The sequence below is a fragment of the Sporosarcina ureae genome, from assembly GCF_002101375.1.
Lineage (GTDB): Bacteria > Bacillota > Bacilli > Bacillales_A > Planococcaceae > Sporosarcina > Sporosarcina ureae_B.
Genome location: NZ_CP015207.1, coordinates 2,919,945 through 2,934,337, shown reverse-complemented (window position 1 = coordinate 2,934,337; position 14,393 = coordinate 2,919,945). Strand labels below are relative to the sequence as shown.

The window sequence follows — 14,393 nt, the reverse complement described above, 5'->3', positions numbered from 1 at the left end:
TCTTCGGCTTTTTCTACTATTACTCCACTAATTTGGTTATAATAAAAACAGTATCTACGTGGAGGACGATCACTTTTGAAATTGCTCACAAAAAGAAATATCATGATTGCATTCAGTGTCATTGTACTATTGGTTATTATATTCTTCATTTTACCCGTTTCCATCCCTATTATTTTGGCTTTGCTAACGGCGCTTTTCTTAGATCCTCTTGTTAAATGGGTAGAAATACGATTTAAATGGAAGCGTAAAGTTTCTGTCATTGTGAATTTTATCGTATTTGTTGGAATCATTGTACTTGTCCTTTTCTATACCGTCACTACACTCATCGGAAAAATAGTTCATTTTACAAAAGAGATTCCGAATTACTTAAATTCTCTTTCCAGTGTATGGATTGACACTCAAAGCAAGCTATTTCAGTACACGGTAGGCATGCCCGAAGATATTTTGGCTATGCTAGAGAACGAATTCAATGAAATTATCGAATCCATTCGAATTTCAATCATTACACTTTTTAGTTATGATCGCATTTTAGCTTTAATTTCGGACATACCCAATTTCCTTGTTAGCTTTATTGTGTTCATGATCGCATTATTTTTGTTCATGTTGGAATTACCAAACTTGAAAAAAACTTTTTATTTTCATTTAACAGAAGCCACTGCGGAAAAAGTACACTATATGATGAACAGATTACGTTTTGTGGTAGTAGGGTTCGTCAAAGCTCAATTGCTTGTCAGTTTAATTATTCTAGTCGTTTCCTTTATCGGCTTATTGATGATCATACCTAAATATGCAGTAGTGATGGCGTTGGTAATATGGATTATTGATGTCATCCCGATACTAGGCTCTATTATTATTCTCGCGCCTTGGTCGATCTATCAATATATTTCAGGCGATATCGCAATGGGTACAAAATTAGCGATATTAGCTGTAATACTTTTAGTTATCAGAAGAACTATCGAACCAAAAGTAATGGGTTCCCAAATCGGTTTGTCTCCATTACCTACTTTGATTGCGATGTTCATCGGGTTGAAACTTTTCGGCATCCTCGGTTTCTTCATCGGACCATTGCTCGTCATACTCTTTAATACAGCTAGAGAAGCCGGCATCATCAAACTGAATTTCAAGATATAATACAAAAGGGATATCTCCATGGAGATATCCCTTTTGTATTATAGTATGCGCAGTGCATTCGCTATCTATAAAAAAACTGAAGCCTAACCATAGAACTATGGTCAAGCTTCAGTTTTAAATGAAATATTAAATACCAAGAATCGCTTTAAATACCGAAGTAGTTTCTCCACCTTTATAAAAAACATACAGTAGCAAGTACACAGCGACTCCTGTAATGGCTGTGAAGAACCAGATAACACTCGCAACAGGGCCGATTTTACGATGGCGTACAAGATTGTTCTTCAAGCCCGCATTGATCGTAATGACTCCTAATACGGCCCCTGTCGTTGCTAATATAATGTGGAAAATTAAAAACACTGTATAATAAGTTTTTAACTCATCTGGTCCACCAAAAGCCGTGTTTCCTATCAATACTGTTCTAGAGATATAAATGATTAAAAATAATACTGCAAACACAGCTGCCGCGATCATGGTTTTTTTGTGTGCTTCTATTTTTCTTTGCCGTATTAAATTCCAACCAATCGCGACCAGAATAGCAGAGAAGATGATGAAAATTGTACTAATGGTCGGTAATAGTGGTAGTCCCATCCTTTGCTAACTCCTTTTTTCTCAATCAGCCATGCATAGTTAAGTTATGACGTTCGAGTAAATCTTGCCTTGTAATTTCATCCGCATTATCTTTTTCATACTGTGACCAGCTTAAGAAAATGCGACCAATAATAACAACATAGACGATTTCTTGGATAACTTTCATCAATATTCCACCTAATTGCTGATCATACAGTGTAGGCATATTTGTGAATAGTTCAGGTCCGGAAATGCCAAGACCTGACAGACCTGCTAACGTTCCGCTTGGCACACAAAGTGCCATAGCCTGTAGCCACGCTTCACCACTGCTGTATGTTTCGTATACAGGTACGTCCACGAAGATAATTAACGAACAAGCAGGTGTAATGAGCAATGCACTTAATATTACATACCCAATCTTTTTCAAACCGTGAAGTTGTGGCTGTCCTTTTACGGTATTCACTACTGGCCACCAGAGACAAATAGCAGAGAAGAAAAGGGTGATGGTGAAAATAGTGTGTAATGGTAAACTTAACTTCACCTGATCCAGAATGAGTGGATAATGATACATCGAGAACATAAAAGTAAACAACAACAAACTAACGAGCGGTTTAGTCAATAGCATAAATATTTTCTTGAAAATCGTGAATGATAATAGTCTTTCCCATACCCAGTTGGGTATACCGATTATGAAGAACGGTGCTACAATCAACAGCAATATAGCCATTTGAGCCATATGGACAGAAAATAAGATATGACCTATTAAATCCATGGGTGAACCTTTGACAATATACAGTAACACCATGGAAGTCAAAAAATACACGGCTTGCGTTTTCGTTAACGGTTGTGACCCCTCAAACCGATCCCGCCATTTAACTGTTACGAGATAATATAGAACGATTCCAAGTGCAATGGCTATTAAGAAATAAGGACTCCACAAAGCCCTAAAACCAAAAATACTTAACGGCAAAACAATCACTCTCCTTTAATAATTAATCCGCTAAATCTATTCTGTGTGTAATGCTGAGTTATTTACAATACATATTCGATCACAGCACAAAGTCGACGAAGTTCTTTCCTATGCCTATTATACGAGCATACGGTTCATAACTCAATGTACGAACTTTGACAATTTCATCTAAAAGCGAATAGAAAAAGAGCTTATGGAAGAATCCATAAGCTCTTTCTATTGCTTACCACCAAACGATCGTTACAAATGTAAGTGGGAGCAAAAATCCTAACATTGCACCTGTAAACATAAACATTTGTGGAATGCCATGTCCTTTTTCATTCATATGCATGAAGTAATAAAGTTGAAGACCAACTTGTACAGCTGCAAAGAGGAATAGAGTTGGAATAATAAAGAATTTTGAGAAACCAGGAACGTCATTTAGATGAGCAAACACCATAGAAAATGATACAAGTGTTAAGAAAATCATCAGAGAAAACATCGCAACTTGGCTGCGCATTGCTTCTTTTGCTCGACGTTGAGATAGCGACTGTTCAGCAGGAGATCTTTTAATCATTTGAACTTCTGACATCAACCGATCACTCCCATCAAGTAGACTACAGTAAAGATGAATACCCAAACTACGTCAATGAAGTGCCAGTAAAGAGAAAATGTATAATACTTAGTAGCGTTATACAAGTTCAGTCCACGCTTTGAGTTACGGAAGATCAACAACGTGATCCATACTAAACCAATTGCAACGTGGAATCCGTGTGTTCCTACTAATGTATAGAAAGCGGAACTGAACGCACTATTACTGAACGTAAATCCTAATTGAACGTAATGAGAAAACTCATACACTTCTAACATCAAGAATCCAAGTCCTAATAATGCTGTTATACCTAACCATAGCTGCATCTTTTTGAAATTGAAACTCTTCAGATGGTACATTGCGTACACACTTGTTAGTGAAGATGTTAAAAGAAGCATTGTCATTACAAATACTAACGGCAATGTGTATAGTTCTTGCGTTGTGAAACCAAAGCCGCTCGGACCTTTGTTTTTCAAAGCCATATACGTTGCGAACAACGTAGCGAAGAGAATTGTCTCTCCGCCAAGGAATAGCCAGAAACCAACGAATTTATTTTTAGCTTCCATAGTCGCTCTCTCAGGATGAGCTGGCCATGTTTCAGGGGTGAATTTTGTATTCAAATCCATTAGTTACGCCCCCTTTTAATATTTTCTTGATCCTGCAAGATTTGCTCTTTCGTTACATAGTAACCAAGGTCATCTTTCAATGAACGTGTAGCCATTGCAACGAACGTGAAAGCAAGACCAAAGATCAATACTCCCAGTCCCCACGAAGTTTCCTGTTGGAACATCGCACCGAATCCAGCGATGAATAATCCAAGAGTCATCAACATTGGGATAATTGAACCGTGTGGCATATGAATGTCTGTAATAGGTTCAGCTGGTGTAATCATTTCCTTACTACCTTCCATCTTCTCAATCCATAGAGTATCCAAACCACGGACTAATGGAGTTGCAGGGAAGTTATAGAAAGGTGGTGGTGATGGAATCGCCCACTCAAGTGTACGTCCGTCGCCCCAAGGATCATTTCCAACGCGCTCATTTTTAACAGTTGTCATAATGATATTGATTACCATGACTGTAAAACCAATTGCCATTAATAGCGCACCGATTGTACTTACCATGTTTGCAATGTTCCAGCCTTGTCCGTCCATAAACGTCCAAACACGACGTGGCATTCCCCAGAAACCTAACCAGTGTTGAATTAGGAATGTCATGTGGAAACCGATAAAGAAGAATACAAAAGTAATTTTCCCTAAAAACTCGCTCAACATCGTACCGAACATTTTTGGCCACCAGTAGTGAAGGCCGGCAAAAATAGCTAGTACTACCCCACCTACGATTACGTAGTGGAAGTGAGCTACGATGAAGTAAGAATCGTGTAGCTGATAGTCAAGTGGTGCTGCCCCTTGCATTACACCTGTTACTCCACCCATTACGAATGAAGGAATAAAACCTAAAGCATAGAGCATTGGAGTTGTAACTTTTATACTACCGCCCCAAATTGTAAGCAACCAGTTAAAGATTTTAACACCTGTAGGTACAGCAATTGCCATCGTCGCTACTGCGAAGATTGCGTTCGCTGTCGGCCCAAGACCAACTGTAAACATATGGTGAGCCCATACCATGAAGCCTAAGAAACCGATTAACACTGTAGCGAATACCATCGCTGTGTAACCGAATAGACGTTTCCGTGAAAATACGGAGAATACCTCTGAGAAAATACCGAATGCCGGCAAAATCAAGATATATACTTCAGGGTGACCGAAAATCCAGAAAATATGCTCCCAGATAATCGTGTTTCCGCCCATCGTATGATCAAAGAAGTTACCACTAAACATACGGTCAAACGTTAGGAAGAACAATCCGATAGTCAACGGAGGGAATGCGAACAAAATCATTGCAGACGCAACAAACGTAGTCCATGTAAACAAAGGCATACGCATATACGTCATCCCTGGTGCACGCATGTTAATGATAGTTACAAGGAAGTTAATCCCTGCCATCAACGTACCACCACCCGCGATCTGTAAACCGATTGCATAGAAATCCACACCATGTCCTGGTGAGTGAAGCGATAATGATGCATAAGATGTCCATCCAGCATCTGGAACTTCACCGAATAACCAAGAGATGTTAAGGAATAAACCACCAAATGCGAACATCCAAAAACCTAATGAGTTGATGAATGGAAACGCTACGTCACGTGCCCCGATTTGAAGCGGCATGATCGCGTTCATAAAACCAAAGAGAATCGGCATTGCTGCCAAGAAAATCATGGTCGTTCCGTGCATTGTAATTAAGTCATTAAAAAGCCCTGCGCTTACGAGATCGTTGTTTGGCGTCATCAACTGAAGACGAATGATCATCGCTTCAATACCACCAAGAACGAAGAAGAATAATCCCCCGAGGAGATACAGAATTCCGATCTTCTTATGGTCGACTGTTGTTAGCCAATCCCATAGTGTTGCGCCAAAGCCACTTTTTTGAGCAACTGAACTCACTGTGTTACCTCCTATTCAATTTCCGTTTGAAAATTATTTTGCTACTTTTAAGCCCATTAAGTATTCAGCTAAAGCATCTAAGTCTTCATCAGAAATCTGATCTTCACTGAATGAAGGCATCGTATTGCCTGGCTTATGTTTCTGTGTATCACGAATCCAATCTTTCAAGTTTTCTTCATCGTGTTCAAGGAAACCTGCCACACGATTACGATCACCGAATGAAGCCAAGTTTGGTCCTTGTGCACCAGACTCACCTACACCTGAAACTGCGTGACAACCGATACAGCTTTGAGAGAAGACTTCTTCGCCGTCAGCGTTTGCAACAACAGGTTCTTCTGCTGTTTTCTGCATAGCTGTAACCCAGCTGTCAAATTGGTCTCTCGGTAATGTTTTCACTTTAAAGTCCATCAATGCGTGAGAAGGTCCACATAGCTCAGCACATTTCCCGTAGAAAACGCCATCTTTCAAGCCGTCAGATTCTTTCTCAAATGACAGATAGAATTTATTTACGTTCTCAACGTTCGTATCTAGCTTACCGCCAACTGACGGAATCCAGAATGAGTGCTTTACGTCCGCTGCGATCAAGTTGAAATAAACTTTTTCATCAGTAGGTACTACTAGTTCCTGAGCAGTAACAATACCTAGATCAGGATACTCGAACTCCCACCAATACAACTTCGCTGTAACATCTACTACTAAGTTCTCCGCGTTGCCGTCTTCATCAACTGCTCCCATTGCCTTCACATCACCTAATTTATATGTGTAGTGAACGGTAGGAATAGCAAGAATCAAAAGTAATACTATTGGAATGAATGTCCAAAGCAGCTCAAGTGTGTGACTTCCTTCCACTTGCTCTGGGATATGATCTTCACCCAATTTGGAACGTCTGAAGCGGAATAATGCAACAGTGTAAATAATTACTACTACAATGATAACCAGTAACATGATTCCTGATGCTAATAGCAACAACTTGAACTGGTCATTAGCGACTTGTCCAGCTGGTTGGAAGGTTGAAATTTCTTCATTACCACAACCTGCCATGAACACAGCGAAAACCGCTAGTAAAGAAAAGAGACGCCACTTTTTGAGTCCTTTAATCATCGCTAACTAATACCTCTCTTTCTAAAAAAATGTTTTTCTACTCTGGAGGACTGAGTGCCCCTTTATGATGAATTCCTGTTTTAAAGAAAGAATTCCGATACGTTAGATGAATATAGAGAAAATAATCATGGATACAAACAAGATTGTCATATAATTTAAAGAATAAACGAACATTCCTGTTGCCCATTTCAAATCTTCTTTGGCTTTGAATCCTTTGATAGATAAATAAAGCCATCCAATATTCAACAGTGTTGCAAAAACTATAAACCCGGTGCCGAGCTGTGGTAACAAGAATGGTAATGGAAATAGTAGCAATACCCACATGAGCATCGACTTCTTCGTCCGCTCAAACCCTTTTACAACTGGTAACATCGGAATGTTAGCCGCTCGATACTCTTCTGTTCTGCGCATAGCCAACGCATAGAAATGCGGTGGTTGCCATATGAACATGATGAAAAACAATGCCCACGCTCCCATTGGCAGTGTAGGATCAACAGCTGCCCATCCGATTAGGGGTGGAATTGCTCCTGAAAGACTTCCTACTACGGTATTGCTTACATGCTTACGTTTTGACCACATGGAATACAAAACAACATAAGCGAATACACCCAAGATGCCAAGCCAACCTGCCATAGGTGATGCAGAGAATAATAATACTTCTCCAGCCACTAAGAATGTAACGGCTAACGTCATCACAGCGGGAGCTTTAAATCTACCTGTTACTGTCGGTCTCGACTTTGTTCTCGACATGACGGGATCAATATCGCGGTCAATCAAGTTATTCATTGCGCCCGAAGATGCGATAATCAATCCTGTTCCCAGAATCGCAAATACCAGTAGATCAAAGTTGTGGAGAAAACTTTTACCAGTGAATTGAAATGCCAAAAAAAGACCGGTGAACGTAGTGATCAAGTTCGAGTTGACAATACCTATTTTGATCAGCGCCAAAAAGTCTTTCCACAAGGTAATGGTTTCTACTTTTGGATCTGCAACTGTCGAAAGCGTTCGACCGTTTGACATAATAACCCTCCTTTCAAAGTTTTCAGCAAAGACCCTATCACCTACTATATCTAAAATCGTCCGGAATTTCCAGACCAATTCTCAATTTATAGCGGTTTATGCAACCTTTGTGTCTTTATCATTCACCTTCTATATAGTAATGCATTTGTGGCTCTCATTTGTGAAGTTAAAGAGACTATTTTATGAACAATTTGTGAAAAGCCTTATACATCAGTGGTTTATTCCCTTCATGCATTGTGTTTCTGTCATTTTTTCGTTATCATAAAGCTTGCAATAGATGCTTCAATTCCACAGAATCCATTGAGATTCAACGATATATCTCAATATAATTATTTTTGGAATTCAGGCAAAATTTTACGTAAATCGACCTTTTGATGGTCAATTCAATAGAAGAAGGTGTTTCGTACTTGCGATACAACAGATTTTTAAAATGGTTTGGGGTAGCTTCAACGATCGGCATGCTCGCGATCTTACTTGGTGGAGCGCTAGTTACTAAAACCGACAGTGGTATGGGGTGTGGAAGGCATTGGCCGGGATGTAATGGACAACTTATTCCTGATGACATCACAGCAGAAGTATTAATCGAATTCTCACATCGTTTAGTTACAGGTTCAGTAGGTATTTTCATCGTCATACTGGCTATATGGTCGTGGAAAGCACTTGGTCATGTCCGCGAAACAAAGTTTTTAGCTTTTATGGCAGTATTTTTCTTGATTCTACAGGCATTGATTGGAGCAGCGCAAGTATTATGGGGACAAGGTGATTTTATCTTGGCCTTACACTTTGGGATTTCCCTCATATCCTTTGCGTCAGTCTTCCTATTAACTTTATTGGTTTTTGAAGTAGACCAGAAGTTCGACGCAGATAAGATACGTATAGACAAATCATTACGTTACCACACCATCGGGGTAACTATTTATTCATACTTTGTTATATACACTGGCGCTCTTGTCCGTCATACCAGTTCAGGTCTTGTATGTTCTGACTGGCCTTTGTGCCGGAATAACGAATTCAGCCTACCGAATAATATGTATGAATGGATACAAATGGGTCACCGTTTAGCTGCAGCTTTGATTGTTGTATGGATTGGGTTCATCGCAATTAAAGCCATTAAACATTATAGTGATCAACGCGTTATTTACTGGGGTTGGATTACAGCATTTGGCTTAGTACTCGCACAAGCAACTACAGGGATGATTGTCGTACTGACTAAATTAAATCTCTATTTTGCTTTGTTACATTCGTTGTTCATCACATTATTATTTGGCTTATTAACTTATTTAGTTCTTTTAGTCTCTCGCAACCGGATAAAGAAGTAATTTGAGGGCGTGCAACAGCTGTTTTAAAGGTTGTTGCGCGCTTTTTGTATCTAACTATAGAAAAACAGCTTCCACTGTCTTAACGACATGTGGAAGCTGTTTTTTTAATGTTCTAATTCAATCAATAAGTCTCCTGATGAGATAGAATCTCCAGGACTTGCGTATATGGCTTTAACAACGCCCGCAAAAGGAGCTTGAATCGTTGTTTCCATTTTCATAGCCTCTGTAATTAACAAATGCTCACCGCGTTTTACTTTAGCGCCAATTGAAACTGCAACTTGTAAAACAGTTCCTGGCATAGTAGCCGCAATATGCGTTTCATTTGTAGGATCGGCTTTTTGCTTCGTATCATCTTTTGTTTCCACTTGGAAATCTTGGATAATGATTTCACGTGACTGTCCGTTTAACTCGAAATACAGCGTCCGTGTTCCGTCGGGATTAGGTTCACCAATCGATACCAATTTGACGATAAGTGTTTTACCGAACTCAATCTCAATTTCGATTTCTTCGCCTAAACGTAAGCCATACAGGAATTCTGGCGTATTGATGACAGAAACATCATCAAACTGTTTTCTTACCTCGATATATTCTTCAAAGACTTTAGGATATAGGACGTAAGCGAGTGCATCATGCATTGTGGCGGGCTTCTCCATTTTTTCCGTTAACTTCTTTAGAACATCCTGGAAGTTTACTGGTGCCAATAACTCGCCGGGACGTACAGTGATCGCTTTGCGCCCTTTTAAAATTACTTCCTGAAGCTCTTTCGGGAAACCGCCATATGGCTGACCGATTGATCCTTCGAAAAACTCAATAACGGATTCAGGGAAATCGATAGTTTGTCCTTTTTCAATGACCGTATGCTCGTCCAATTCATTTTGTACCATGAACAACGCCATATCCCCTACTACTTTAGATGATGGTGTCACTTTGACAATATCACCAAAGAGGAAGTTCACACGGGAATACATTTTTTTCACTTCTTCCCAGCGCTCTCCAAGCCCTACAGCTTTCGACTGCTGTTGCAAATTCGAATATTGACCACCCGGCATCTCATGAACATAAATTTCCGAGTGTGGACTATTCATGCCGCTTTCAAAAGGTTTGTAGTATTTTCGTACATCTTCCCAGTAATGCGAAAGTTTCTCTAAGGATTCTGTATTTGCACGTACATGACGGTCATTGTTTTGCATTGCATACGCAAGTGAATTGGCTGAAGGCTGAGAAGTCATACCCGCCATTGATCCAATAGCTGTATCGACAATGTCCACTCCCGCTTCTATCGCTTTGGCATACATATAAATACCGTTGCCGCTCGTATCGTGTGTATGCAAATGAATTGGCAGACTTGTTGACGCTTTCAATTCTGAAACTAGACGATAGGCCGCTTCAGGTTTTAGCAATCCCGCCATATCTTTGATTGCCAATATATGCGCACCGACTGATTCCAATTCTTTGGCCATCTCTTTGTAGTAGTTGACCGTATATTTGGCACGATTGTCGTCCAGAATATCTCCTGTATAACAGATTGTCGCTTCTGCAATTTTTCCTGTCGAACGTGTTTCATCAATTGCCACTTCCATACCTTTAATCCAGTTCAAGCTATCGAAAATACGGAATACATCAATACCTGATGCAGCCGATTCCTTTATGAATTCACGGATGACGTTATCTGGATAGTTTGTATAACCAACAGCATTGGCTCCTCTGAAGAGCATCTGGAACAAGACATTAGGTACTTGCTTGCGTAATTTCTCGAGTCGATCCCACGGGCTTTCTTTCAAGAATCGATATGCTACATCAAATGTCGCGCCTCCCCACATCTCGAATGAGAAGAGATCAGGTAATAAATGCGCACTTTCTGTTGCAATCTGCGTTAACTCTTTCGTTCTCATACGCGTAGCCAATAAAGACTGATGTGCATCACGGAAAGTAGTATCTGTCAGTAGTACATCATCTTGCTTTAATACCCACTCGACTAACCCATCTGCACCTTGCTCGTCCAAAATCTGTTTCGTCCCTTTGGGTATCGGCATACTATAATCAATTTTTGGTATACGTACAGGATGTAAAACAGGACGTGTTGAGTCATCAATGCCAGGGAATCCGTTAATGGTAACGTTTCCAAGATATGATAAAGCTTTCGTTCCTCTATCTTGCTTCTTCGCAAATGCGAATAGTTCCGGCGTTTCATCGATAAAGCTCGTATTGTAGTGGCCCGATAAAAAGTTTTCATGACATACGACATTTTCAAGGAAAGGTATATTCGTTTTAATTCCACGAATTCTGAATTCCTTCAAATTTCTGTGCATTTTACTTGCAGCATCCCCAAAGGTCGAGCCCCAAGTTGAAACCTTCACTAATAATGAATCATAGTACGGACTAATCACAGAACCTTGATACGCATTGCCGGTATCCAAGCGAACACCAAATCCGCCACTCGAACGATAGACCATTACTTTTCCTGTATCAGGCATGAAATCATTCAACGGGTCTTCCGTTGTAACACGTGATTGAATAGCATAACCAAATAACGGAATATCTTGTTGCGCTGGTATGTTCACACGTTCAGAATGAAGTGCTTCGCCTGCTGCGATCAGCACTTGTGACTGCACAATATCAATTCCTGTAATCATTTCTGTAATCGTGTGTTCTACTTGAATACGCGGATTAACTTCGATGAAATAGAAAGAATCATCAGCTACTAAAAACTCTACTGTACCTGCATTGATATAAGATACATTTTTTGATAGTTTAACAGCTGCATTACAAATCTCATGGCGTAACTCTTCCGTCAATGAAATGGAAGGAGCGATCTCCACTACCTTTTGATGGCGACGCTGAATAGAACAATCGCGTTCGTACAAATGGACTATCTCTCCATATGTATCACCTAGTATTTGTACTTCGATATGTTTTGGGTTCGTAATGTATTTCTCTACATAGACTTCATCAGATCCAAATGCTGATTTCGCTTCGGATTTCGCGCGGTTATAAGCCTCTTGCACTTCTTCCGGTGACTCGACGATTCGCATACCGCGACCACCGCCACCTAACGAAGCTTTAATAATAATCGGATAGCTATGCTGCTCACCAAATGCCGCAACCTCTTCTACAGAGGTAACCGGTCCATCACTGCCTGGTATGACGGGGATATCAGCTAATATCGCTTGTTCCCGAGCTTTTACCTTATCGCCAAACATTTCTAAATGGGTTGATGTCGGACCAATAAAGATAATACCCTCTTCTTCTAAACGTGCTGCGAATTGAGCATTCTCCGCTAAAAATCCGTAGCCCGGGTGAATGGCATCGACATTCGCTTTTTTCGCAATGTCGATAATTCCTTCAATATCCAAGTATGCATCGATAGGTTTTTTGCCTTCACCCACTATAAATGACTGATCGGATTTGTAACGATGTAGTGAGGCACGATCTTCAGCTGAATAAATACCAACTGTAGCAATACCTAATTCTGTACATGCTCGAAATACACGAATTGCAATCTCGCCGCGGTTTGCGACTAGTACTTTCCTAATCTCTCTTCTTTCCACCAACAAATCAATCCCCTCTACTCTGTTCTTTCATATTTGACAAACATTGAAACGTTCATCAATATACCAAGCGCAATCGACAAGAACACAACAGACGTACCGCCATAACTAATGAACGGCAATGTAACTCCTGTTAATGGAATCAATCCTGTCAATCCTCCTAAGTTTACCAGTGTTTGAATAGCAATCAAGCTACCTACACCGGCAGCGAGCATTCTGGCATGTGCGTCTTTTGTACGCAGTGCAACAGTAAACGCTCTCATCACGATGAAAAATAGACCTCCAAGAACAAGTGTTGTTCCAAGTAATCCAGTTTCTTCAGAGATTACTGCCATAATAACATCAGTATGTGGTTCAGGTAAATAGCCAAGTTTCTGAATACTGTTTCCTAGGCCTACTCCTTTCAGCCCGCCGGCACCAATTGCAATGTATCCATTGACAATTTGCAGGCCTGAACCTTGTATGTATTCAAAGGGATCTGTAAAGGCAAGAAAGCGCCCCATACGCGAAGCGGTCATGACCGTTTCCCACTTAATCCAGAGAACAATCCCGATTAATACGCCAAGCAGAGCAAAGAAACGACTGATGATCAGATAATTCTTCACTTTCATTCCACTTGCCATGATGACAGATATAGCCACGAGAAATAAAATCATGGTGGCTCCAAAATCCGGTTCCAACAGAACTAATAAAAGAGTGGCTGTTAAAACAGAAAATGTCGGGAATATAGTAGTTTTGATCTCATCCAATGTTCCTGCATAATATTTATTTGCAAATACACCGGAGAAATATACGATAAATGCAATTTTCGCTACTTCTGTTGGCTGTAAGTTCCCTACTCCAAATGGTAATGAAAGCCAACTTTTCGCCCCTACAGCATCACCAAATCCTATGAATTTCACAAGGATCAATAGAGAAAACATGACGGTCAGCGTTCCATACAAGAACTTTTTATTTCTATAATGCCGGTAAGGAATAATAGATGCTAACAGAAACACCGGAATCGCAATGGCTAAGTTCGTCAATTGTTTCTTAAAGAAATGGGATGGTTCAAAGTTATAAATATTCATGGCCCAAACCATGCTTGCACTGTAAATCATAATCAGCCCAAATAAACAGAGCAGTAAATATACGATAAATAATGGATAGTCAAAATTTCGTAAAATTCGATTCATATAAGTCTTCATTTTCATTGTACCTCGTCGTCTTAAATAAAAAACTCAAACTGTTGGAGTAGTTTGAGTCTTCCATTTATTTATTTGTATACAGTTCGTGTAAAATATTTAACTCTTTTTCCAGAACAGAGATGATTTCACGGCCTTTATCCTGTTCGACTAGGCCGAGCTTAACAGCAAAATCAATCTCACGGGATAATCCGTACATTTGCGTATCAAGCACTTCCTCATATAGTGGACATTGTGGCATCGTTAAATTATCCATTTGAACTTTGATCAGTTTAGCAATTTTTTCTGCATCGATTTGCAGTTGTTTCATGGCTTGTTCTTTGTACGTATCTTGAACTTCTATTTCCATGGAGACGCCCCCATTATTCATTATTCCCGCAAGGTGTTAATGTCTAAATTGTATCTTTTGCTCTTGCAAAATGCAAGCGTTACCCAATGAAAAAATGAACTGAAATGAAATCCTTTTCACTTCTTCTATG

General features: G+C 39.9%; 12 protein-coding genes. 2 read left to right on the top strand and 10 right to left on the bottom strand.

The window, feature by feature from the left end; translation table 11 throughout:
- Positions 1 to 75: 75 nt before the first annotated feature.
- Complete coding sequence (ytvI, locus tag SporoP8_RS14310; RefSeq protein ID WP_085133139.1) at positions 76 to 1,131, top strand: sporulation integral membrane protein YtvI; 1,056 nt, start codon at positions 76 to 78, stop codon at positions 1,129 to 1,131.
- Positions 1,132 to 1,257: 126 nt separating this feature from the next.
- Here ytvI and SporoP8_RS14305 read toward each other — a convergent pair whose 3' ends face one another.
- From SporoP8_RS14305 to cyoE, 7 genes are all read right to left on the bottom strand, one after another.
- Complete coding sequence (locus tag SporoP8_RS14305) at positions 1,258 to 1,719, bottom strand: DUF420 domain-containing protein (RefSeq protein ID WP_085133138.1); 462 nt, start codon at positions 1,717 to 1,719, stop codon at positions 1,258 to 1,260.
- A gap of 25 nt (positions 1,720 to 1,744) precedes the next feature.
- Entirely contained in the window at positions 1,745 to 2,668 is a 924-nt protein-coding gene (gene ctaG / locus SporoP8_RS14300; RefSeq protein WP_085133137.1) for a cytochrome c oxidase assembly factor CtaG, read from the bottom strand.
- Between the two features lie 223 nt (positions 2,669 to 2,891).
- On the bottom strand, positions 2,892 to 3,239 hold the full coding sequence (locus SporoP8_RS14295) for a cytochrome C oxidase subunit IV family protein (RefSeq protein ID WP_085133136.1): 348 nt from the start codon (positions 3,237 to 3,239) through the stop codon (positions 2,892 to 2,894).
- On the bottom strand, positions 3,239 to 3,865 hold the full coding sequence (locus tag SporoP8_RS14290) for a cytochrome (ubi)quinol oxidase subunit III (RefSeq protein ID WP_085133135.1): 627 nt from the start codon (positions 3,863 to 3,865) through the stop codon (positions 3,239 to 3,241). The genes SporoP8_RS14295 and SporoP8_RS14290 overlap by 1 nt, the downstream gene beginning before the upstream one ends.
- The gene (locus SporoP8_RS14285) at positions 3,865 to 5,742 is read right to left on the bottom strand and encodes a cytochrome c oxidase subunit I (RefSeq protein ID WP_085133134.1); all 1,878 of its coding nucleotides are present in this window, start codon (positions 5,740 to 5,742) and stop codon (positions 3,865 to 3,867) included. The genes SporoP8_RS14290 and SporoP8_RS14285 overlap by 1 nt, the downstream gene beginning before the upstream one ends.
- Positions 5,743 to 5,775: 33 nt before the next feature.
- Positions 5,776 to 6,843 (bottom strand): cytochrome c oxidase subunit II, encoded by a 1,068-nt coding sequence (gene coxB, locus SporoP8_RS14280; RefSeq protein ID WP_085133133.1) that lies wholly within the window; start codon positions 6,841 to 6,843, stop codon positions 5,776 to 5,778.
- A 102-nt stretch (positions 6,844 to 6,945) separates the two neighbouring features.
- The gene (gene cyoE / locus SporoP8_RS14275) at positions 6,946 to 7,863 is read right to left on the bottom strand and encodes a heme o synthase (protein WP_085133132.1); all 918 of its coding nucleotides are present in this window, start codon (positions 7,861 to 7,863) and stop codon (positions 6,946 to 6,948) included.
- Positions 7,864 to 8,237: 374 nt separating this feature from the next.
- Here cyoE and SporoP8_RS14270 point away from each other — a divergent pair, with 374 nt between their 5' ends.
- Positions 8,238 to 9,182 (top strand): COX15/CtaA family protein, encoded by a 945-nt coding sequence (locus tag SporoP8_RS14270; RefSeq protein ID WP_085133131.1) that lies wholly within the window; start codon positions 8,238 to 8,240, stop codon positions 9,180 to 9,182.
- A gap of 104 nt (positions 9,183 to 9,286) precedes the next feature.
- On the opposite strand, the gene SporoP8_RS14265 is transcribed toward SporoP8_RS14270, so the two are convergent.
- The 3 genes from SporoP8_RS14265 to SporoP8_RS14255 form a co-directional block, all read right to left on the bottom strand.
- Positions 9,287 to 12,733 carry a pyruvate carboxylase gene (locus SporoP8_RS14265; protein ID WP_085133130.1) on the bottom strand — a complete coding sequence of 1,149 codons (3,447 nt, stop codon included), beginning with the start codon at positions 12,731 to 12,733 and terminating at the stop codon, positions 9,287 to 9,289.
- Positions 12,734 to 12,747: 14 nt separating this feature from the next.
- Positions 12,748 to 13,917, bottom strand: coding sequence for an FtsW/RodA/SpoVE family cell cycle protein (locus tag SporoP8_RS14260; protein ID WP_085133129.1), 1,170 nt, complete (start codon positions 13,915 to 13,917; stop codon positions 12,748 to 12,750).
- Positions 13,918 to 13,981: 64 nt separating this feature from the next.
- A complete protein-coding gene (locus SporoP8_RS14255) occupies positions 13,982 to 14,263 on the bottom strand; it encodes an Fpa/YlaN family protein (RefSeq protein ID WP_085133128.1) in 282 nt (93 codons plus the stop codon).
- Positions 14,264 to 14,393 lie beyond the last annotated feature (130 nt).

Coding starts and splice junctions, on each gene's coding strand:
- SporoP8_RS14270 (WP_085133131.1), top strand. CDS start 8,238: ATGGTCAATTCAATAGAAGAAGGTGTTTCGTACTTGCGATACAACAGA.
- SporoP8_RS14260 (WP_085133129.1), bottom strand. CDS start 13,917: ATGAAGACTTATATGAATCGAATTTTACGAAATTTTGACTATCCATTA.
- SporoP8_RS14290 (WP_085133135.1), bottom strand. CDS start 3,865: ATGGATTTGAATACAAAATTCACCCCTGAAACATGGCCAGCTCATCCT.
- SporoP8_RS14305 (WP_085133138.1), bottom strand. CDS start 1,719: ATGGGACTACCACTATTACCGACCATTAGTACAATTTTCATCATCTTC.
- cyoE (WP_085133132.1), bottom strand. CDS start 7,863: ATGTCAAACGGTCGAACGCTTTCGACAGTTGCAGATCCAAAAGTAGAA.
- coxB (WP_085133133.1), bottom strand. CDS start 6,843: ATGATTAAAGGACTCAAAAAGTGGCGTCTCTTTTCTTTACTAGCGGTT.
- SporoP8_RS14295 (WP_085133136.1), bottom strand. CDS start 3,239: ATGTCAGAAGTTCAAATGATTAAAAGATCTCCTGCTGAACAGTCGCTA.
- SporoP8_RS14255 (WP_085133128.1), bottom strand. CDS start 14,263: ATGGAAATAGAAGTTCAAGATACGTACAAAGAACAAGCCATGAAACAA.